The sequence below is a fragment of the Paenibacillus sp. AK002 genome, from assembly GCF_053903045.1.
In genome coordinates this window covers 3129515-3151661 of sequence record NZ_CP096377.1, presented here as the reverse complement: position 1 = coordinate 3151661, position 22147 = coordinate 3129515, and the positions used below count along the sequence as shown (strand labels likewise).

Genomic DNA, 22147 nt, shown 5'->3' with positions numbered 1-22147 from the left:
TCGCTATAACTTAAATAAACCCACACTCGGGCTCCGGCTCTATGGTTTGGTCCGATTCGGGCCAAACCAAATATGCAGATTTACGAACCGTATGATTGTTTTTTGCTATCGCGCCCGGTTTATTTTACCATATCCAGGTGCTTGGGCGCGGCGTCTTTTCTTTACTATATCAAATAAGCCTGACTGCGACTGCAATCAGGCTTAAAGATCTACACATTAATTTCCGGACATCGTTCTGATCGGCTCGCTGAACTGCTGCGCAAACTCATTTAGATTGATGATCCTTCCATCCACTCTCGACTGTTCAGCCGCGAATGCCATAAGGTGGCTTTGAACGGAACGGCTTGCCGATGTAAGTCCTTGATTGTTTCCTCCCGTTTGCACCAATCTCAGAAAATCCTTGATCAGACCCATATCTCCTCCGCCGTGGCCGACATGGCCGCCCCGGTCCGCAAAAGAAATTCGCTCGACCTTCCCGCTGCCAAAGTGAATGATCTCTATTTCGTTCTTCTCCATGGCTCCGCGGATTTCCCCGCGGGTTCCCATCAGCTTAATCGTGCGGCTGACATCTCGCGTAAACGCGCTCATCGTGAAGGCGACCGTCACGCTGTTGGCAAACTCCATATTGACGACCTGATGATCCACCACGTCATTGTCGCAATGGTATACGCATCTGCCGTACGGCCCCTCCAGCAGCGCTTGATATCGGGCATCATAACTCATATCGTCGCTGATCGCCGAGGTCGGCCAATTCGTGTCCTCGGTCAAATAATGATCAGGTGCATAATAGAGGCACTCATCCGAGACCGGACATCCGTCCAAACAGCGCTTCGGTGCGCCTTCCGGTGCCTGTGCAGCCGTAAAATGGCTCAAGGAGCCGAAGGAGGACACCCGGACGCAATCCGAATCGGCAAGCCAGAGCAGCATATCAAGATCATGGCAGGACTTGGCCAGTATCATTGGGCTGGAATCTTCCGTCCGCCGCCAATTCCCCCGCACAAAGCTGTGCGCCTGATGCCAATAACCCACGTTCTCGTTATGCTGAATCGACATCAATCGGCCGATAGCCTCTCGCTCCAGCAGCTCCTTGATGGTGGAAAAAAACGGCGCGTACCGAAGCACATGACAGATCGAAAATACCAAACCGGCCTGCGAAGCCATCTCACCCATCCGGATGCATTCTTCGGGATCCGGAGACATCGGTTTTTCCAAAAGCACATGGTAGCCGGCCTCAAGCGCCCGCATTGTCGGCTCGAAATGCTGCTTATCCTGGGTACATATGAACACGGCGTCCGCGACCTTGGGTGCTGTAAAAAAATCATTCCAGTTCTCGAAGCATGCCGCGTCTTCAAGCCCATGCCTCGCTTGAAACTGTTCCCTCCGCTGCCGATTCGGTTCTGCGACCGCAACCACCTCCAGCTCATGGGGATGCTGCAGGGCATATTCCAAATAATTGATGCCCCGCAGCCCGGCACCGATCAGGGCGACCTTTACTTTATTCATCCGTTTTCTCTCCCTCCGTAGGTCTTATTCTTTCACGCTTCCGACCGTCATCCCTTTGACAAAATACTTCTGCAGGAACGGATACACGACCATGATCGGCAGTGCGCCCATGAAGATTTGGGCCGTTCGAAGCGTTTTTTCGCTCAAATTCTCCATCGCCTTGATCTGTTCGATCGAAATCGAGGTCATTTGGGAATTGATTGACATAATGAGGGTGGACAAATAGGTTTGCAGCGGGTATTTTTCCGGCGAATTCAAGTACAGAATACCATCAAACCAAGCATTCCAGTGCCCCACGATGGTGAACAGACCGATTGTCGCAATGGACGGCAGCGAAACCGGCAGGTAAATTCGCCATAATATTCTCCAGTGTCCCGCACCGTCAATCGTTGCCGCCTCTTCCAGCTCCTTCGGGATGGTCCTGAAGAAGTTCAGCATCAGAACCATGTTCCATACGTTAAGCGCTCCGGGCAGAATCAAAGCCCACACGGAGTCGATGAGTCCGGTGTTCTTCACGACCATGTACGTGGGAATCAATCCCCCGCCGAAAAACATCGTTATGGCAAAAAACCACACGTACGGCGTACGGAACTTAAATTGATGATTCGATTTCGATAATGGGTACGCTGTAATGAATACCAGAAGCATATTCACTGCCGTCCCCAACACGACCCGGGTTAGCGAGACGCGGAACGAACGGAAAAACTCTACCTTTTCGCCCAAGTACCGGTAAGCGTCCAGGTTAAAGCCCACGGGCCAGAGTCTCACTTCTCCCGCCATTGCGGCCGTATTCGAGCTTAACGAAATCGAGAGCAAATGAATGAACGGAATGATACCGAGCAAGGTGATGAGGGACAGCACCAGCGTATTCGTGATTACAAACAGCCTTCTGCTGATCGTTGGTTTATGCATCTTCCTACCTCCACTCCGGCCTAAAAGATCCGATAATTGTTATATTTGTAAGCCGCATAGTACGTCACGGCCACGAGCGCCAGAGAGATGACGGATTTAAAGAAACCGACGGCGGCGGCAGGACCGAACTGCTGGCTGAACATGCCCAGTCGATAAACGAAGGTATCAATGATATCCGCCCCTTCATAAACCGTCGGGTTGTACATGATCAAGATCTGCTCGAAACCTGCGTTAAGAATGCCGCCAAGGCTCAACACGCCAAGCAAAATGAGAATTGGCGCCATGCCCGGCAGCGTGATGTGAATCATCTGCTTCCATCTTCCGGCTCCGTCTACTTCTGCTGCCTCATACAGCGTCGCATGGATTCCGGTGATGGCTGCAAGCATGACGATCATGTTGTAACCCATCCCTTTCCATACATCCGATCCGATGACGATCCCGCGGAACCAGTTATTATCCAGCATGAACATGATCGGTTCCATATGGAGCGCGCCCAGAAGGCCGTTCACCGGACCATTCAAGGAGAACAATTCGATGATGACGCCGCCGAGCACGGTCCAGGACAGAAAGAACGGCAGGAAGATGGCGGATTGGATAAAGCGCGAAAACCATCTTCGCGTGACTTCGTTGAGGAGCAGTGCCAATATCAGGGGCACCAGTAGAAACAAAACCATTTTGAATACGGAAATCACGATGGTATTCCACAGAACCTGCTTGAAATCGGGCAGTTCGAAGACATAGCGGAAATTATCGAAACCGACGAAATCCGAGCGGAAGAACCAAGCCAGCGGCTCGAATTGCTGAAAAGCCATCACAAGGCCGGCCATGGGCCCGTATGCGTAAATCAACGTGACAATGACTCCCGGCAGCAGCATCAAATGCAGTAAATATTCTTTTTTCAGCGTTCTCACAGATGAAACCTCCCCGTCCATTTCAAACGGGAGGAGTCTGCCGGCTTCCTCAAGGGCTTCTCCTCCCGCTTTTTCAATCCAAGATTACTTGGCGCCCTGCTGGCCGTACCAATCATTGACTTCCTGGGTGATCTGATCCCCGCCCAGCGATTTCCAGCTCTGAACGAATTTATCGAATTCGTCCAGCGAGGCCCCCATGACGATCTTGGTGAAGGTTTCCTGCATCAGCTTATCAAGCTGGGAGCCCTTCTCGACTTGAGTTGCCGTTGGCAGTCCGTAGAACTCGTTATTTACGTAAGCTTGATTCTCTTTGATTTGCCGCGTCATGCCCCAGCCGCCGTCTTTCGCCGCCCGGCTGAAATATTGGCCCCAGTTTACGCCTTTCGAGGCATTCGCGGTATTGCCTGCAAGATAATCCTTTGCCGCCTTGAAGACGTCCGCCACATTTTTGTAGTTTTCGTCATCCAGCGTGATTTCCGTTTGGTTTGCGTCGAGAGCCTTGTTTACTTCCGTGTAGATCGTTTCGATTTGAGCCGGATTATAGATCCGTGGGTTGAACCAATTATAGACGTATCCTTTTTCCGCTTTATTCTGGTCCATGTATTTCTTGTTGCCCATCTCTATGTAGAAGTTGATCATTTTTATTGCGGCTTCCGGATTCTTCATTTTTTTGTTCACGACCACGAGTTTGTTGCTGCGGATTTTGGGAACCATGGACTTGCCCGGCCCGTCGAGTCCGGGAATCTGAAGGGCAATCCAGTCTGCCTTGGGATCCTTGTCAACATTCAGATTCAACGGCCAGTTCGGATACCACCATTCCCCGTAAGAAATACCCACCTTGCCTGCCGTAATATCTTCAACGGACTTGTTCTCGTCCTTCAAGGCGAATTCTTTGTCCAGAATTCCCTCCTTGTACCAGGACTGCAGCTTGCCCAGCGCGGTCTTGACTTCCGGTTGTATGAGCCCGGGGATCAGCTTGCCGCTGTCGTCCTTGATCCAGGCCGATTGATTGTCCCCGATGGAAGGATACGCGCCAAATCCATTGAAGAAGCCCCTCAGGTCAAAGCCCCAAAAGAACAGATTCTTTTGCATGGCGATACCGTAGGTGTCGTTTTTGCCGTTTTGATCGGGATCCTGCTGCACAAAGGCTCTAGCAACCTGCTCCAGCTCATCCATCGTTTTCGGCTGCTGCAGCTTCAGGTTATCGAGCCAGTCCTTGCGGATCCAGAGCAGCTGAGTGGACAGGAACGGATCCTCGAAACCGGGAATCGCGAGCAGCTTACCGTCTGAGGTAAACGTCTTCATCGCAAAGCCGCCGTCGGATTCCATGTATTTTTTCAGTGCCGGCGAAGCGAAGTCGTTATAAGCTTGGGTGAGATCGGCAAGCATGTCCTGCTTCTTCAGCTTCTCGAAGTTCTTCTGATCCAGCTCCATAATGTCCGGCAGGTCGGCCGAAGCCATGGCTAATGAAAACTTTTGCTCAAACTGGCTGGAAGGCACCGTCCATTTGTACTGGACTTCAATATTCAGCATGTCTTTGAGGTCTTTGAAGTAAGCATTCTGTTCGGGCGTAATCCCTTGCGGCGTCCGCGGGTCCTCGGGCGGATTGTAGCCAAGCACTTGCGTGACCGTTACCGTTTCAGGATATTTGCCGAGAGGATCCGGCGGCGTATTGGAGTTCGCCTCCTCGGCAGAGGTTTTGTTCGGTGTCCCCTCCGATTCGTTCCCCTGATTCGAGCATGCCGCCATTACCGAGAGCGTCATCGTGCTAATCAACATCATTTTCGCTAGTTTGGTCCATTTCATGATGGCTATATCCCCCTTTGATCTGGCATATTCTTGATATCCGTACTGCTTAGATATCATTATAGATTCCGCACGAAAGCGCTATCAATTTTAAGTTTTTTACATCCCTTTCACTTTTTTTACTTATTGGGTATTTCGGTATTCCTGCGGGGTTACGCCCATCTTTTTCTTGAAAAACGTCGTAAAATACGACGGGGATTCAAACCCGAGCCGCACGGCAATCTCTTGTAATTTCATGTTCGTATGCTGCATCAGATGAAGCGCCCCTTCCAGCTTTTTCGCCTGAATATACTCCAGCAGATTTTGACCCGTCAGCTGCTTGTAGTAGCGCGAAAGATAGGATGGGTTAAAATGCACTTCCTCCGCTATGGCGGTCAACGAGACGTCCCCGGATAAATGCTCCAATATGTACCTGTGAATCCGGTCGATCACATCGAATTTCATGTCATCCTGCCTCAGCTGGCTGTTTCCATGTATCATCGCTTCGTGTTCCTTTGCCTTTTCGATATCGGCAACGACCATCTCTTGTCCCAGCGCCGCCCTGCTGAGCAGCATGGTCCGCAAAGCATGCAGCTGCTCTCCCGCCGTGTTCCATTGGTGCAGAAGATTGCCCGATATCCCGAAAGAAACCTGAACGCCAAGCAGCTCTTCGCACTCATTTTGCACCTGCTCCAGGATACCCCTCATATACGACATCATGCCCTGCCAATGAAGCACATCTTCCGGCTCAAACCTCCGATAACGGTCCAGAAGCTCCTCGCCCGGCTGCAGCAGCCATACCAGCAAGTCTTCATCCAGTACGACATGCTCGCAGGCAAACGAGCTGGGCAGGTCGTTGATAAACATCATCTGAACGGCTTGCACCGCATTCTTCGCCTTGGCCTCCGGGGCCATTCCGATCCTTCCAACGAGAAGGAATGCCGGCCGATCTGCGTCGATACCGAACCCCACCTCTTCATAACGGGGCTGAGACAACAGGGAACTCAGGGCTTCCCCTTTCAATGCCTTTTGTATGAGTTCGCGCTTGAGCAGAGGCTCGGCCATTTGAAAATGCATCTTTGCCTTTTCTGCCTGGATTCTGCGTCGGTTCTCTTCATCCAGCCTGGAGGAAGCCTCTTGGACAGCATGAAAGATCGGATCGATCCCTTCGGTTTTCAGGATGTAGTTATCCACGTTCTTGCGCAGGGCTTCATGCACATATTCAAACTCGCTGTAACCGGTCAGAAAAATGATCCGGCAGTGCGGCCAATAGTACGTAATTTCGTCAATCAGCTGAAGCCCGTTCTTATGGGGCATTCGTATATCGCTGACCAGGATGTCCAGCTTCACTCTCATGGCGATCTCCACCGCTTCCTTGGCGGAATAGGCTTTCCATACATCCAGGTCGAATTGCGTTTGTTCCTGAAAAAGCTGAACCAAGCCGTTCACGATGACGGGCTCGTCGTCCACGATCAACAGTCTGTACATCACGATGCCTCCTCTGATTCATGAATCATAATGATCAAATCCACCTTCAAACCGCCATGGACGCTTCGCGAGACGGATAATCCGCTGCCGGGCCCATACTTGAGCTGAAGCCGGTTGTTCACGTTGACCAATCCGGTTTGCTCCACATGCTTCGAATCCATGGCAAGCTTGCCGCGCAGACGCTGCAGCATCTCATTCGTAAGCAAATTCCCGTTGTCCTCCACCGTGATACGCAGTCTGCCCTCCCGATAATCAGCGCTGATGTACAGCATGCCTTCCTCCATGCCATCCTCGAATGCATGCTCGAACGCATTCTCCACGATAGGCTGAACAATAAGTCTCGGTACGGTGATACCTTGGGGAATGTCCGCAAATTCCCTATGCTCATACGAAATCCGGTTCGAGAAGCGAATGCCCTGTATGTCGCAGTAATCCAGAGCATGCTTGTATTCCGTATAAAAAGGCACCTCGTCGGAGCCGCTTCTCGTGATGTATTGATAATAGCTGCCGAGCTTTTGCGAGAGCTCCGCCGCACTATCCGAATCTCCGACCTTGCACATCATATACACATTGAAAAAGCTGTTATATAAAAAATGCGGATTAATCTGGGATTGCAGCTGCTTCAGCTGCGAGTGCTGCAGTGCTATTTTTTGCTCATAGTTTTCTTCGATCGACTGTTTAAGCTTCAAGGCCATCCTGTTGAAACCGTTAAACACGTAATGAAACTCATCCTTGGTTCTGGACTCGATCAGGATATTCAAATTATCGGTTTCGATCATATGAAAGGCTTTAACAAGCTTGGACAAAGGCCTGTGGATCATCAGATTGACCGAGAACGAATAGAGCACCATCACAATCACGGCGAGGATAAACAGCGTATAGAACCAGGTAATGAATTGGCTTATGGGGCGGGTAATTTCATTCTGATTCACGTACATGACCAAGGACAGGTCCAGCGAGCCGACTTCATTCTGAATGATAAAATAGTCTACGCCTCCCAATTCCCCCGTCTCCGGCGCATTTCGATCCGTATCCGGCTTGTCCAGGACATGATTCAAGATCTCTGTTGACTCATCGGCCGCAGGCGCCGTCGTCAAGATGGTGCTGCCTTCCCTGCTCCCCAGAAGGACTTCGGATTCCGGATACAGCTTGGCGATTTCGCTTAAAGCCCCGAGCAGCTTAGGCCGGGAAATCTCGATGTATGACCAGACAGCCCCGTTGTTTTCGGTTTCGATCAGAAAGATCCGGTCGCCGCTCCTATAGAATGAAGGCTTGGGCATGACCGCCATCATGGACGATATCCGTTCCATTTCCTTGTTCGGGGTATTGGTCACTCCCGTCGTGGTCGAGATCGTTTTCCCGACATCCTTCACGTACACGCCGGCACTCACGACATATTCGCTGGAAACCATCAAGGTTGCCAGCCGATCCCTGACCTGGTCGATGAGCTCCACCTCTTCGTAATCCTCAAGCATGCTGCCTCGGAAACTAAGCTTCTGCAGATCCTTGTCATTTAACAGCTGCAGCTGCAGATTCCGGATAAAATACATTTCTTTATCGAGCTGCTTGGAATAGAAGGAGGCCCCCGCGGCCGCGGAGTTCAAGATAGACTCCTTGGTGACGGACATCCCCTTATAATTCAACCAAATATTCATCGAGATGAGAGGAAGTAACAATACGATAAATACGATGACGATTTTTTGATAAACAAACCATTTCGATGCTTTGCCCGCAGCCTGAAGTTTCATGCTTTTCCCCCAATTCGTTATCACTCGATCCATTATCATCTAGTATAGGGGGGCCGGCTGACATTACAACGAATTATTTTTACATATTAGGTGCAAACATGACCGTCATGAGTTCCAGGCAAAAAAAAAGCCCCGTAAGGGGCTTTTAAGCTGGTTTATCATTCAGCACAGGGATCGGTGCTGTTATGTGGTCATTTCGCACTGATGATTTCATACTTCGGCTTCACATTGTTAAAATCCGGGTTGGTTCCGCTGACCATTAAGCCCATGCCCCAATCGAAGTGAACATCCGCGGTCGGCACATCCGAAGCATCGCGATATTGGAACAGGATGTTTCGGCGCGTACGCTCGCTCCGGTTCACGTCCGACCCATGGATGGTCAGGTAATTGAAGAACAATACATCGCCTGCCTTGGCCGGACATGGAGTCCCCGAAGATAAAGGATGCTCTTTATGGTTCAAATAGTAAGCGCCGACATGCGGCAATACGCCCTGCTTATGAGAGCCGGGAACGACGCAGAGGCAGCCGTTCTCCATATCGGCGTCGTCGAGATGAACGCTGGCAGCAAGCATCGTGTGATCCCGATGAGGGAAATACGGATAATCCTGATGCATGGGGAATGCGGCCCCGTTAGATGGGGGCTTAACCAGCATTTTAGAGTGATGCAGCTGCACGTTCGGTCCGATGATCCCGTTCAGCACTTCGGTCATTCGAGGATGGATCGCGGCACGCATGAAAGCGGCATCATGATATTGCACGTCGTGAAATCCTTTCAGAACCAGCTTCTTAAGCTGTTCAGGCGGCAGGAAATCGCCCTGCCATGCATGGTTTTGATCCGATTTGGCGCGTGCCGCCCTTTGGATGATCCCTTCAACGGCCGTTCGCATATCTTCGACTTCCTGTTGATTATAAACGCCCCGGACCAGCAAATACCCATTCTCTTTGTAAAATTGCACATCCTTCTCGTCAATCATCGCCATGCACCCTCTCGATATTTTATGGAATATCTAGTTTAATTATAGTGAGGGTAAGCGGGATCGTATTTGCACCGGAAAGACGACGTTTTGCAAAATTACGCCAGAAGGGAGCTGTACTGCCTTGTACCATTGGAGCAAAAGCGAGGAACGGCTTAATCGTTATGCAGGTCGGTTAGAAGGCGAGAGCCTCTCGTTCCTTGTCCATTACTGGGGAACCGTTCGTCATTTGACGGCCAATTCCTTGCATCGGCATTCTTTCGTTGAAATTTGTTATGTACACGGCGGATCCGGCGTGTATCTCGAAGGCGACAGGACATACCCCTTATATCCTGGGGTCGCTTTCTGTACCCATCCAGGTCAGCTGCATCAGATCAAGGACGTTCACGATCTCAATCTGTTGTTCGTGGCATATGACGCGATGGAGAAACCATCAGCCACCGATGTTACGGCGGCATATTTGGAAGCGCTTCGTCGATGCGCCGTTTGGACCGAGTTTGCCAGTGAATCGCCGGCCATCCAATTATGGAAATCCATGCTGGTGCGTTCGGAAGCCGAAGACTCGCTGCCTGCTTCGCTTCTGCCCAAACTCGCGCATGCGCTGCTCGAATCCTTCCCTGCCCTGTTCGGGGCTGCCCGCAACCTCGATGCGGCTCCGAGCTACTCAACCACGGTGCAGCTTGTCCAAAGAGCAAAACTGTACATTCGAGACAATCTAAGCGGACCATTATCCTTGCCGGAAGTGGCGACATACCTCAACGTGTCGGAGCGGCAGTTGTCCCGCTTGCTTGCGGGCAGCATCCATGAATCCTTTTCTTCCATGGTTCGCACCGAGCGGATCCGGGCAGCCGAGCTTCTGCTGCAGCAAACCCATGATCCCATCAAGCTGATTGCGGAACGAACCGGATTCTCTTCCGTTCATTACTTCACAAGGCTGTTCACCCAATTCAAAGGCATCTCTCCGGCGGCTTATCGTGCCAAATGGTTCTTAGGGGCGGATCATTGATCCTAACCTGGATATTCGTCATTGTCGCATCTCAAGTATATTCCAAGCAAACGACGGCCTTGCCCAGCTCCCTCGAGTAGAACAAGTACAGCGCGTCTGCTCCGTACGCCTGAAAGTAATAACCCGTCAATCGGCCGACATAGGTAAAAATCTCTCCTTCCGGCGTACGCGGCACATGCAGCAGATTGGTCTGCTCGAAACGCAGCCAGTCCTCAAGAGTTTCCCCCTCTTCCTGCAAATCCTGTTGTGCCTCTTCCGACATAAAGCCAATATCATCCAGCAGTCCATGGATCTTCGGGAAGCTTAATCCCCACCCCTTCTCCTGCTTTTCCTTGTATTCATGAATCAGCGCGTCCGCCGATTCGGCAGCACGACCAAAAGACGAGTAAGGGAAGATATGCCCCTTCTCTTCATAGAACCGCTTGCGGGCCATAAAGTCCCGCTCATTGTCGGCGTACGCTTCTGCCAGCGTCTCATGCTCCGGTTCCTGCTCGAGCAAAAAGTAGTTCCAATCCGCTTCGAAGCGGTATTTTCCGTTCACTACATCAAAACCAAGCATATCCTCCTTGGTATACGGCCGGTGTTCGGACACGGTTTCTTCGCCGACGCTGCCGTCGTATATTTCTTTGACGGACACAAAGTGCAGCCACTGATCCTCGCCCGGAAACAGGCACTTCAGATTCAAGGAAAGAATCGGAAGAAAATGCTTCCGGTACCGCTCCACGTCGCCTTCGAATACATCCTCGTAAGCCGGAAAAGGACGAATATGAGATTCCGATATATTCATAGCTTGCTCACTCCTTCAAATTAGGGGAATCCGCGTAATTGACGTATCGCTTCATTCTCTGTTGGAATACCGTATGATACCGAAAGGTCCGTGGATATCGATCTTCGCGAAGCTTCTCGGACAATACCGATTGACCTTCCTGATAACGGACCGCGAATTCACATTCATCATAGAATTTGCGGGATAGCCGGCGAAGCTCGTGATCTTCGCCTTGGCTTCGCCATCCCATCTGGATCATATCCAGCTGGTCCAACGGATCGCGATACGTATCCAGGACGATGCAGGAAGCCGGGCCCTCCGTCTCCTGGAATACCAGAACATGGCCGGAGTTCACCGGGCTATCGAAATACCGCTCATAGATCTCCTCTACGGGAACCGCTATGCCAAGCCGATCCATCACGGCTTTAAAGTTAGGGTGTACCTTAAACTCGTCAGACAGCTCATCCGGATACCATACGAGCTCGGAGATCGAAGCCGTTATACTGAATTCATATTTCATCCCTTGCCGCCTCCTTCCCTGCTGCAGAATCAACGTCCTATTCGTATTCGTGATACCATCTTCAGTTCGTTTAATAGATTCTCTACATACGGGATATTCTACCATATATCAAATCAGAGATAGAATTTCCCGCGCTTAACCGCGATGACTCGGCGTGTTATAATTCGGTTAACATGCTGGAAGGGATGAAATGAATGCTGAAACTGGAAGCGGCTTTAACTAGATTCATAGAACAACAGGACTTGTATAATCGGGGTTTCGGGCTCTTCACCGATCATGAAATACGGCAGCGGTCCGAGGTCCGGCTGCCCCCCGTGGATGACCGTATCACGCTGTCCCCTGAGCTGACCTATCTATATAGCCATTATGAGATGATTGACGCTATGGCCGAAGGAACCCATAAAATGAAAAACGCGGCGGTTGAGATCGGCGAATCGGCTGTCATTTACTTTGTTTCTCCCGAGCATCTGGTCCGGCAGCAAATGGGCTATCGCTGGATTAGCGATAGGGGGGAAACCATAGAATCGAGCAATTGGCCACCTCATCACGTTGTCATTGCCAATGTGAACGATGATCCGCTGATTGTAGATGTCCAAGCCAGTGGTTCACCCGTATATGCCGCTTTCGAAGGTGGCGAGCCTAAACTGATCGCGAATTCGCTTGCGGATTGCTTTCACGCGCTGTCCATCCTCATTGAAGGCGCTCTGCTTTTTCAAGGTGAAACCAGCGACGAAGAAACTTATGAGACGAAGCCTGATTTTCTCGCCCATGTGATGCCGCCACTGGCGGATCTTTTGGGAAGCGAGCAAATGGATGCCCTGCTGGAATATTTATCGCTTCGATAAACGAAGAGGGCTGCCTGCCAACATAAGCAAAGGACACACCTCATTAAGAGAATGTGTCCTTTGCTTATTAATCAACTGCCCACCGTCCCCGTAGTCTTCACTCTTCAGGCCCATACACCTCAAATTCCCAAATGGAGTATCCGTATATTGTAGCCCGGACTGTTCCGTACATCCGTACATACCGCGCGTCCGCTTCGTCAAAAGTTATCGTCTCAAGACCGCCCTTGCCTGTCGTGGTGCTGTATACATCTCTCCAATTCGCCTCATCGCTTGGATCGTCGGCTACCTGAATCCGGTAGCTCTTCCCATAAGCGGCCTCCCAATAGAGCCTGACTTCGTTTATCGTTCGCGTCTCTCCGAGATCCACATAGATCCAGCCGGGGTCCACTCCCCGCTTCGAACCGAAGCGCGTTGTTAAACTTCCGTCGTTAACGTACGGCGCGGTGTCCTCCAATCCGTCATTAGATGAAGCCATGGCTGGACGGTGCAGCGCCAAATTGGTTTTTGGCAGAGGTTCCTCATTCTGAACGGGCCTGATCGTGACATCGCCGTAATGCTCTTTGCTCAAGAAGTTCATCTCGTGCAGTGTAGTTGCCGGCAAGCTTGCTCCGGGCATATAAACATTCTCGAACATTAGATCCGTAATCTCGGCACCTTCCATACCCTTGATCTTGGCAAAACTTTCACCTGCGTCGCGCACCGTAATATCCTTCACTTTAACGTCTCTGACGGGTCCCACGCCGTTATTGCTTCCATTTACCGTGAACATGGTCATCCATGCGCTATTGTCCTCGTTCTTGCCGCTGATATCTTCGACGTCCATCGATTCGAATGTTACGTCACTCACCGCACCGGTGCCGTATTTATGATGAATGGCGAATCCCACAGCCGCTTTATAAACGACTCCGTTTCGGAATACGATATTGGATTGATCCTGCATGACGCCTTGTCCGATCTTATAACCGTAGCATAAGGTCCAAGCGATCGTATCCTCGAATAACACATTGCGAACGGGCTCCGGATTGCCCGGCCATGGCACTTTGCCCGAGGCGATATCGGTATCCTCTTTCCAGGCTTTCGTGGAGAACGGGTCATCCAGCGAAATGCCGATCGCATTTTGTACGACGACGTCTTGGGATTCGCAAATATCGATCCCGTCATTTTCCCCCATCCCCAAACTGTTGAACAGCTTCAGATTTCTGAAGGCAAGATCGTTAGAACGTACCGTAACCACCGCCCAGCCCGATGATTCTCTAATCACGATCCCTTCCATGACAAAATGGGAGGTAGCTATCGGAACAACGAGGTTATTGATCATTCCCTTGCCATTGGTTCCTTTGTCGTCGTGCAGCGCTTGCCCGTTGCCATCGATCGTGCCCCGTCCATAGATCCGGATATTCTCGGATTGAAATGCGGTTGAGATCCACCAGGTAGCCGGTCGTCCCATGGAATCCTTAAACCAGTGCTCGGTGTAATCGCTGGTTCGTCCTGTACCGACCAAGGTGGCTCCCGGCTCCATGTAGAGGGCCGTATTACTTTTTAATACCAAATTCCCGATTTCATAGGTTCCCGCCGGAATGTAGACAATACCCTGCGCACCGTCTCCTCGAGCGGTACCGTAATGACTGGCATCGTCAATCGCCTGCTGAATGGCCCCCGTTCTTACCGAAACTTCGGCCGCTGAAGAACCTGAGGATACAAGATGATAAGGAGCGGATGTAATATTGAAAATGCCCTCGCCGGTTGAGGCGGGTGCATCCGTTTCGAGCGGATCCGCCGCGATGACCATACGCGTCTTGCGGTTATTCATCATCACAATCAAATACTCGTCCGATTGGGTCGTGAAAGTGATGGTTCGTCCTTCAATCTTATCGGCTTGGATGCCCAGCTTCTTGGGACTTATGGAGTATTCGTGTACCTTGTCCGTATTCAGGATCGTTAACTCGTAAGTGACAGGACCGTCGGACATGGAAAAATGCGCATAGTCATAATCGCTGAACCCCTTCACCACCGGGATGGGTACTCCGTTCGCTTTGAGCGTATAATTGACGGAGCTTTCATACCTTTCCGATGGCTCGTAGGCTACGATTGTAGCTGGAGTAAATGCAGCCCCTCCCTCCGATGCTTCCGCTTGTAGATTCACGGCTGGTGCCAGCAAGGCAGCAGCAAGCGTAAATCCAAGTGCCGCACGAAACCATGTTTTGACCAATGACATTACATAATTCCTCCTTTTCGTTCGTTTTTTGAAAACCCTTTCATACCTGTCTGCTTCCATATGGTGCCTCTTCATTATAGACTTCATGGATAGGACGATTAATGAGGGTAATTCCACAAAAAGGGCAGATCCTATATGCTAATTCATTCGGGACGTACCCTCTCCGGTTTCATATTCTGGGAAACCAAGCTTGGAACATGTGACAAACCGTAACGAACGAAAGCATAGCGGTTTTGATAGATCGGGCTGTCCGGATCAAGGTCCTTATCCGTCCATCCGGGTTTATTCTTAAAGCTGTCCGGGCCGACCTTAAGGGGTTCCCCTTTCACATGATGGTGCGGACCTAGCAAGTTTCTGCAGCTTCCGATTAACTCTAGTTCAATCAGGTTCTCTCCTGAAATGAGATATTCAGAGATATCAACTTCGTACGGCTCCCATAAGAAAGTGTGGATTTCTTGTCCGTTAATGGTTAATCGCGTGACGATTGCATTCGGCCTAGCGTCAAACCGCCACAGCCATTTAGCACGGTTATCCAGACAGATGGAAACCGTCTGCGCCAGGCGGAGGCTTCCTGTGAAGAACGGCAAGCCCTGACTGACCAAATCTTCTGCCAGCGAACATTCGTGCGTACGTTCGGAAAGAATGAACGGGCCGTCCGAAAAAAGGACACCATCCCCTCCATCAACAAACGGCGATTCCGAGGTTACCGCAAAATCTCCTATGATATACACGCTCTCGAGCTCCGAATCAAACGTAAGCTTATTCGCCTCAGATTCAAATTGATTGGCACGCTTTAAAGCCGCATACGTTTCGGGCGAGTTCCAAAAATTGAGCGCAAGCCTGATGGTATTTCGTCCGTGCTGAAGGCCGCCTGTAATATCTACTTTTTTGAAAGCAACGTCTCTCCACCAGCCACAACTATGGGATGCTACTTCGTTTCCGTTCACCTGGATTTTCGTTTTCTCCGGATTCTCTAAGACAAGATACAATTCCCGTTTCATCAAGGGATCAAATGCAACGGCAACCTCGAATTCCAATTCGATTTGCACCGGTGCTCCGATCTTCAGCAGCTCTTCCTGGATAAAAATAAGGGGCCGTGGTTTTGACCACTCGCCTTGTTCCACCCGATACCTGCACGTATCCAGCGTTAAACTGTTCTTATCGATATAATCGATTCTCCACCGCTCATCCAATTGTTGAATCTGCCTTCCGGCATGCTGAAGCTCGAGTTCTGTTGCCGTAACGGAATCGTTTAGCTCCTCATGATTCGGGACAACCCGAATCATATAGGATTGCGCTGGATGCAGCGTCAAGTTCAACCGAATGCCGTCGGGCATTGCTTTATGGTTCAGCGGCTCGATCGCGCCGCTCTCCAAATGAATAAGAAAAGGCGAACCCTTTCGATGAATAGTCACCACCGTATCCGGATAGCGCTCTTCTCCGGAATTCACCAGGTAATAAAGATAAGAGCCGTCCAGCTCAAGCGTCTGAACGTTAACCATGTCCGAGATAATGGGATTCCCCATTCCGTCAGTTACAGAAATGGGAGGTGAAACCGTATCCGTAAGCATCTTCACCAAAGATAATCGACTCATATCAGGTTTCATTGCAGCGTCTACGACACGCATGATGTCTTCGCAACGTTCCCCATTGATCAAGTAAGGGTAAGGTTCGAAAGCGATCAATGTTCCTCCTTGAAGGATAAATTGATGCAGCAATTTCACGGTTACCTTATTTAAGGTAACACAAGGAGGGATGACAACGACCCGATAACCGGCCTCTCCTACAATGAATCGTCCGCCTGCTACCTTACCATGACGTTCCATGATTCCCTCGCTGCCGTAATCATGCTCGATGAACGATTGACACATCCAACGGGACAACTGGGCAAACGCTTGATGGTAAGGCTCTATCCTGCATGAGTCCGAGCCCGCTTGCTCCATCCAAGCAGTCCGAATAGGATGCAGCAGGAGTACCTCGGCCTGCCGCTTTCCCTCCATAAGCAGCATGGACAAACGGGCAAAATAATCGTTAAACCGGTGATAGTGCTCCCACCAAGGCTGCTGATAGAACAAGGATGGCGGATAGTCCCTTTTGCGCAGCCCTCTTAAGGAATAGGCCTGCAAGTGCTGACACATGAGATTCATGCCGTGAACGAATTGCCACTCCCCAATCCGCTTTAGATCCTGAAAGCTAATATTCCATCCGGTGCAGCCATAGCTCTCGGTGATGGCTTGTTTTTTGCCGAGTTGACGCACAACGGAGCTGACTTGTTTGGGAACAAGCGGCTCTTCGCTAACGGATCGGCCGAGCCAGTCGCAACCGGGAATTTGAAGATACTCATAGAAGAGCAGCGGATCGCCTACCGAAGTCGCTTGGCTCATAAGCGTCTGCTCGTCCACGACATGTCCGGCGGAAGACCACCCCCGCTCCCCGCACCACGCTCCGATCTGCTTGGCGTAGGCTTCCGTGAACATCGTGGTAACACACGCCCAATAATCGTATCTTGTCTTGCGACAATTCTTCGTCTCCAGAAACAGTGACGGAAGTGCTTCCAACAAGGAATATCCAAACCGGGTTTCAAAGGCTTCTTCCAGCTCCAGCGACCACGGAAAATCCCCCCGTCCAAACTGCGGTTCATCCGTGAATATTCCTTTAAGCACAGTGCCGTATTCATTGCCGAAATGTGCCCAGTAAGCTTCATAGATGGTCGTAATGAACGCCTTCACGGCCTGTTTGCTTAGCGTGTCGATATAGTACGGATTGACCTCGTAATATACACGAAAGTCAGGACTGCGAGGATCATCCGGAGTGAGTAACAGCAGCTCTTCACCGCTCTGAACATAATAGGCTAACGTCACGTTTTCTCCGTCCGTAAACGGAGCCCATTCATAAGCCAGCCGCTTCTGCTGATAAGCAGGGCCAAGCGCAGGCACCTTACCGTCGGCGAAACCGCTGGGCCAGCCGTTTTCGTCATACAGCCATACCTCAAGCCCGAGCTCCTGGCTTTTTTCGATGCAGGCCTGGATGGCCTCCATCCATTCCTCACCCATGTACGGTACCGTAAGTCCCCCGCGGGCATGTATGAAAAAACCGCCGATGCCAGCCCCGTGCATTTCTTCGATCTGCCGTAAGAGTTCGTTCTTATTCAGATCGTCGTTCCAGGACCAAAACGGCACCGTTCGATAACGGGTTGGAGGATGCTGCAGAAGGTTCCATATCGTCATTTTCTTATCCCACCTTGCTCTAATCGTTGAGACATAATTGGATCAATTCATCAATATGTGCCGTAGCCAAACATTCCACCGCGTCCGCTGCACCGTAATAAATTTTAACCTCGCCGTCCTCTTCAAGTATCATGCCGCCAGGGAAGATCACGTTGTTCCGAAAGCCTCCTTCGGTCTCGTAACTAACCTCTGGCGCCAGCAAGGGCTCCTTATACATACCGATGATTTTTTTGGGGTTATCCAAATCCAGCATCATCAAGCCGGCGGTATAACGTTTTTTCCAGGAGGGTTCCCACCCGTTCTTGCCTCTTGCAGGATCAAGATCCACCGCATGAAAAGACGTAAGCCAGCCAAACTTCGTCTTGATTGGAGGAGCCGCGGGACCAATCTTGTCATTGGCAAACGCGACGTCTTCGACAGCGAGCAGCAAACCGGAATTTCCCCAGTACTTCAGGTCCGGCGATTCCGATATCCACATATCAAACCGATCGACTCCCCCTCGGCTGTACACCGTGAATGGCCGCTCCAGCCGTACATAGTTGCCGCCAATCTTCTCGGGAAACAGCACCATGTTGCGCAAATCCGGCGTTGATAGACTCAATATTTCAAAGCTCACAAAATCGTCAGTTACCGCTACGCCTCCGCGAATGCCATGCTGCGTGTCCACGGCAAAACACATGTAACATCGACCGTCGATAACGGTGAGCCGAGGGTCATACGCCCGAATGATCTCTTGGTCATGCAGCTTAAAGCACGGCTTTGGCTGCACCTCCCACTGAACTCCGTCATCGCTAAAGGCGACGCCAAGGTCGGTGGTATGATGGGGCTCAAGCGTCTGGCGTTCTACACTTCCGTAGTCGTTACGAAACACCATCACGTATTTCCCGTTGAATTTGGTCACACCGGCATTAAATACAAGCGCGGTCGGATATGGAACGCGGGACGCATCCAGAATCGGGTTATCCGGATGACGCCGAATCACGGAACTTGAGATGAGATTTCCAATAGGAATCGATTTCATGGCAATACCTCCTAGATATGGATAAGTTGCCGCTAACCCTTTAATGAGCCGGCGGTCATTTGCATAAAAGATTTGTTGGCAAAAATATAAGCGATAAGGATCGGAAGTATGGAAAGGCAAGCCCCGGCCATCATGAAGTGAGTCTGGGAAGCGGCAGCAACACCGTACTTTAGATTGGCAAGGCCCACGGTCAATGTCTGCAGCTCCGGTTTGCTGAGCGTAAACACAAACGGGAGCAGATACTCATTCCATGCCCCGCGAAAAGCAAACAGAGCACACACGCCAAGCCCGGGCGTCAGCAAGGGAATGATGATTCGCCAGAACGTCCTGCCCGGCGAGCACCCGTCGATGCGCGCGGCTTCATCCAACTCTCTGGGGATCCCGCTCATAAAGCTGAGCAGGATAAAGAATGCGGAAGCATGGGCGCTGATTAATATCAGGATTACGCCCCATAGCGAGTTATGCAGATGAAGGCGAATCATGAGGTCGAATTGAGGACGCAGCACCACGGCGCCGATGGCGACAAACATCGTAAAGGCCTGGAGACCGACGTATAGCTTTTTACCGATAAAGTTCATTCGATTCACGACGTACGCCGCCATGGAAGCCACCAATAACGTTCCGATGGTCGCGGCTCCGGCAACGAACAGGCTGTTCAGCGTGTACGTTGAGAAATTCGCCTGTTCCCAAGCCTCGATATAGTTGGAAAACTGCCAATCGGCCGGCAGAAACGTGGCCCCAGCCGTAAGCTCGGCATTGGTTTTAAAAGAACCGAGCAAGGTGATCACGACGGGAAACAGCGTCAGAAATGCGACGATTAACAGAAACGCCCACAGTATAGTATTCCATGCGATTCTCATGAACGTTTCCCCCTTATTCGTTATGACTCATGCGTTTCGAGCCATAGAAGTACAGTATCGTAATGACGCCGACAATCACGGCCGTAACAAAAGCTACCGCGCTGCCATATCCGAATTCCTGGATTTGCGTGGATGCCGTGGAGCCTGCCGGAGGAAAGAACAATTTATAAACGTATAGGAACATGACATTGGTTTTTCCGATCGGACCGCCGTCGGTCATCACCATGATGCTCTCATACCCTTTTAGTGCATTGATAATGGCCAACATAATGATCATTTGCATGACAGGCCCCAGCATGGGAACGGTAATGTACCGGAATTGCTGGAATTTGTTTGCCCCATCCAGAGCAGAGCTCTCGTAGACATCTTCGGGAATATTTTGGAGTCCCGCCAGAAAGAGAAGCATGTAATTGCCAATCGCCCCCCATACTGCTACGAGAATGACGGTCAGCATGGCATAATCCACGCCCAGCCAATCGATGGCATTTCCGATGACCTGGTACTTGATCAGAAACTGATTGAGAATGCCATTATAGGAATTAAAGATCGTAAAAAATACGACCGCCATTACGGCGGTGCTTATGATCGTCGGCATAAAGAAAATCGCTCTGAGCAAATTTCTGCCTTTGATCCTCCAATTCAGAATAACAGCCAAGATCAGGGCCAGCGGTATCGAGAGCAGAAGTTTGCCTCCGGCGTAGATGAACGTGTTGGCTACGGATTCCCAAAACTGATGATCCTTCATGACACGTTCGAAATTGGCCAATCCTACGAATCGTTCGGCACCAAACCCTTTATAATCGTAAAACATATACCTCATGGCCCACATGATCGGGTAAATGCCAAGAACCATGGTCAGAATAAAGCTCGGCAACAGAAAGCTGTATGAAAAAGCAACACTCTTCGCTTTATTCATATCCTCTCAACTCCTTGCGGTCTCTTTAGTATTTAAAAAAGGATGAGGCATCCCCCATCCCCCGTGACCCTATCTATTTAGCGTATTGTCCGGCAAGATCCAGCGGATTAAAATCCGCCATCGGCTCCGCTTTCACTTCCCCGCTCGCAATGGCAGCATCCAAAGCGGCATTATAGCGGGTATTCAAATCGTCGATGATGGAATCCAGATCGCCTCCGCTGAGGATGTATTTGAAAAAGGCGTCGTCCGACTTCATGCCTTGTACCGGCACGGTCGGATAGACCGGCCAAACACCGTCGTATTGATTAGGCAGGAACCCGTCGATCCCTTTCACTTCAGGCTTCGCGGCAACCGCGCTAACCGAAGGAACCATCGATATGCCGAATCCCTTCTCTTGGTACTGTTGGAGAATCGACTCATCGTACATGTACGTTAGGAACTTCCATGCGGCTTCCTTGTGCTCCGACTCCGAGCTAATGGCCAGCCACTGACCGCCAAGGAAGCCGGAAGCGCCATTGAATTGACCGTCAATGGAAGGAACGGGTGCCGCGGCCCAGTCGATTTTGGCCGGAAATTGGGATTGGTAGACGCCCGCCTCAGCGGAAAAGGATAAGTACATGCCGATTTTTCCTTCAGCGAATTGAGCACGAAGCGGATCGATATCTAGCGATTCAACGCCTGGCAGCATGCTTCCGTCGTCCTTAATTTGCTTGAAGGCTTCCATGATCGGCTTAAAGCCGCTGAAATCATAACGAGCCGTCTTAAAATCATATCCAAAGCCTCCATAACCGCTCACCTCTGCGATAACGCGTGCAGAACGCCCAAGTGCACTGGAAGGATTTTTGAAATTTTGAGCGAACCCATAAGCTCCGCTGGCTTTTCCCACTTCCGTAATTTTCTTGGCAGTCTCGACCAGCTCATCCAAAGTGGTTGGCGGCTGCTCAATGCCCGCTTTGGCAAAAAGCTCTTTATTGTAAATCAGTCGCATGGTCGTGCCGTAGTTCGGCAGGCTGTAACGTTTTCCCTCAAAGCTGTTCAGATCCTCCATCGCCGGGAACTTTGCCTTCATTTCGTCCGTCAGAAACTCGTCGATCGGAGCAAGGAAACCTTTTTTATAAAACGTCTGGATGGTGTTCTCTTTCACGCGAATGACATCCGGCGGCTCTGAAGTCTGAAAGGACATGTCCAGTGCTTGATCGAAGTCGTCTCCCTTGATGACCAGTTCCACCTCGATGTTATCCTTGTTCGTTTTGTTGAATGTATCGATGGTCTCTTTGACAAACTCGGAATCATGGCGATCTCCGGTCCAATAGGTGATTTTGGTCTTGTCATTGGATCCGGCTTCCGCCCCTTGATCTGTGGATGTCGGACTGCCGCAAGCTGCCAGACTTCCAGAAAGCATCAGGCATATCGCGGACATGAAGAATTTCTTGCTTATTTTCATCCGTGT

17 protein-coding genes are annotated in these 22147 nt (G+C 50.7%); 2 read left to right on the top strand and 15 right to left on the bottom strand.

Annotation, left to right across the window (positions count from 1 at the left end; genetic code table 11):
• Nucleotides 1–216: 216 nt before the first annotated feature.
• The 7 genes from M1D70_RS14025 to M1D70_RS13995 form a co-directional block, all read right to left on the bottom strand.
• Nucleotides 217–1503 carry a Gfo/Idh/MocA family protein gene (locus M1D70_RS14025; protein WP_456290183.1) on the bottom strand — a complete coding sequence of 429 codons (1287 nt, stop codon included), beginning with the start codon at nucleotides 1501–1503 and terminating at the stop codon, nucleotides 217–219.
• 24 nt (nucleotides 1504–1527) lie between these two features.
• Nucleotides 1528–2415: a carbohydrate ABC transporter permease gene (locus M1D70_RS14020; protein ID WP_009595272.1), complete on the bottom strand. Its 888-nt coding sequence runs from the start codon at nucleotides 2413–2415 to the stop codon at nucleotides 1528–1530.
• A gap of 20 nt (nucleotides 2416–2435) precedes the next feature.
• Entirely contained in the window at nucleotides 2436–3326 is an 891-nt protein-coding gene (locus M1D70_RS14015) for an ABC transporter permease (protein ID WP_456290182.1), read from the bottom strand.
• 84 nt (nucleotides 3327–3410) lie between these two features.
• Entirely contained in the window at nucleotides 3411–5132 is a 1722-nt protein-coding gene (locus M1D70_RS14010; protein WP_456290181.1) for an extracellular solute-binding protein, read from the bottom strand.
• A 123-nt stretch (nucleotides 5133–5255) separates the two neighbouring features.
• Nucleotides 5256–6599: a response regulator transcription factor gene (locus M1D70_RS14005; protein WP_456290180.1), complete on the bottom strand. Its 1344-nt coding sequence runs from the start codon at nucleotides 6597–6599 to the stop codon at nucleotides 5256–5258.
• Nucleotides 6599–8347 carry a histidine kinase gene (locus M1D70_RS14000; protein WP_009595287.1) on the bottom strand — a complete coding sequence of 583 codons (1749 nt, stop codon included), beginning with the start codon at nucleotides 8345–8347 and terminating at the stop codon, nucleotides 6599–6601. The genes M1D70_RS14005 and M1D70_RS14000 overlap by 1 nt, the downstream gene beginning before the upstream one ends.
• Before the next feature lie 191 nt (nucleotides 8348–8538).
• Complete coding sequence (locus tag M1D70_RS13995; RefSeq protein WP_015735002.1) at nucleotides 8539–9321, bottom strand: phytanoyl-CoA dioxygenase family protein; 783 nt, start codon at nucleotides 9319–9321, stop codon at nucleotides 8539–8541.
• A gap of 124 nt (nucleotides 9322–9445) precedes the next feature.
• Here M1D70_RS13995 and M1D70_RS13990 point away from each other — a divergent pair, with 124 nt between their 5' ends.
• Nucleotides 9446–10327, top strand: a complete 882-nt coding sequence (locus M1D70_RS13990) for a helix-turn-helix domain-containing protein (protein WP_456290179.1) — start codon at nucleotides 9446–9448, stop codon at nucleotides 10325–10327.
• 31 nt (nucleotides 10328–10358) lie between these two features.
• On the opposite strand, the gene M1D70_RS13985 is transcribed toward M1D70_RS13990, so the two are convergent.
• Together M1D70_RS13985 and M1D70_RS13980 are read right to left on the bottom strand one after the other, a co-directional pair.
• Complete coding sequence (locus M1D70_RS13985; protein WP_456290178.1) at nucleotides 10359–11114, bottom strand: siderophore biosynthesis protein; 756 nt, start codon at nucleotides 11112–11114, stop codon at nucleotides 10359–10361.
• A 7-nt stretch (nucleotides 11115–11121) separates the two neighbouring features.
• Complete coding sequence (locus M1D70_RS13980; protein WP_456290177.1) at nucleotides 11122–11613, bottom strand: hypothetical protein; 492 nt, start codon at nucleotides 11611–11613, stop codon at nucleotides 11122–11124.
• A gap of 194 nt (nucleotides 11614–11807) precedes the next feature.
• On the opposite strand from M1D70_RS13980, the gene M1D70_RS13975 reads away from it, so the two are divergent.
• Nucleotides 11808–12458, top strand: coding sequence for a hypothetical protein (locus M1D70_RS13975; RefSeq protein ID WP_456290176.1), 651 nt, complete (start codon nucleotides 11808–11810; stop codon nucleotides 12456–12458).
• Between the two features lie 97 nt (nucleotides 12459–12555).
• Here M1D70_RS13975 and M1D70_RS13970 read toward each other — a convergent pair whose 3' ends face one another.
• From M1D70_RS13970 to M1D70_RS13945, 6 genes are all read right to left on the bottom strand, one after another.
• The gene (locus M1D70_RS13970) at nucleotides 12556–14673 is read right to left on the bottom strand and encodes a galactose-binding domain-containing protein (protein ID WP_456290175.1); all 2118 of its coding nucleotides are present in this window, start codon (nucleotides 14671–14673) and stop codon (nucleotides 12556–12558) included.
• A gap of 143 nt (nucleotides 14674–14816) precedes the next feature.
• Nucleotides 14817–17900 carry a glycosyl hydrolase gene (locus tag M1D70_RS13965; protein WP_456290173.1) on the bottom strand — a complete coding sequence of 1028 codons (3084 nt, stop codon included), beginning with the start codon at nucleotides 17898–17900 and terminating at the stop codon, nucleotides 14817–14819.
• Between the two features lie 19 nt (nucleotides 17901–17919).
• Nucleotides 17920–18921: a glycoside hydrolase family 130 protein gene (locus M1D70_RS13960; RefSeq protein ID WP_456290172.1), complete on the bottom strand. Its 1002-nt coding sequence runs from the start codon at nucleotides 18919–18921 to the stop codon at nucleotides 17920–17922.
• A 32-nt stretch (nucleotides 18922–18953) separates the two neighbouring features.
• On the bottom strand, nucleotides 18954–19781 hold the full coding sequence (locus M1D70_RS13955; protein WP_009589301.1) for a carbohydrate ABC transporter permease: 828 nt from the start codon (nucleotides 19779–19781) through the stop codon (nucleotides 18954–18956).
• A 13-nt stretch (nucleotides 19782–19794) separates the two neighbouring features.
• Complete coding sequence (locus M1D70_RS13950) at nucleotides 19795–20697, bottom strand: carbohydrate ABC transporter permease (RefSeq protein ID WP_456290171.1); 903 nt, start codon at nucleotides 20695–20697, stop codon at nucleotides 19795–19797.
• Nucleotides 20698–20770: 73 nt separating this feature from the next.
• Nucleotides 20771–22141, bottom strand: a complete 1371-nt coding sequence (locus M1D70_RS13945) for an ABC transporter substrate-binding protein (protein ID WP_456290170.1) — start codon at nucleotides 22139–22141, stop codon at nucleotides 20771–20773.
• Between the last annotated feature and the right edge of the window lie 6 nt (nucleotides 22142–22147).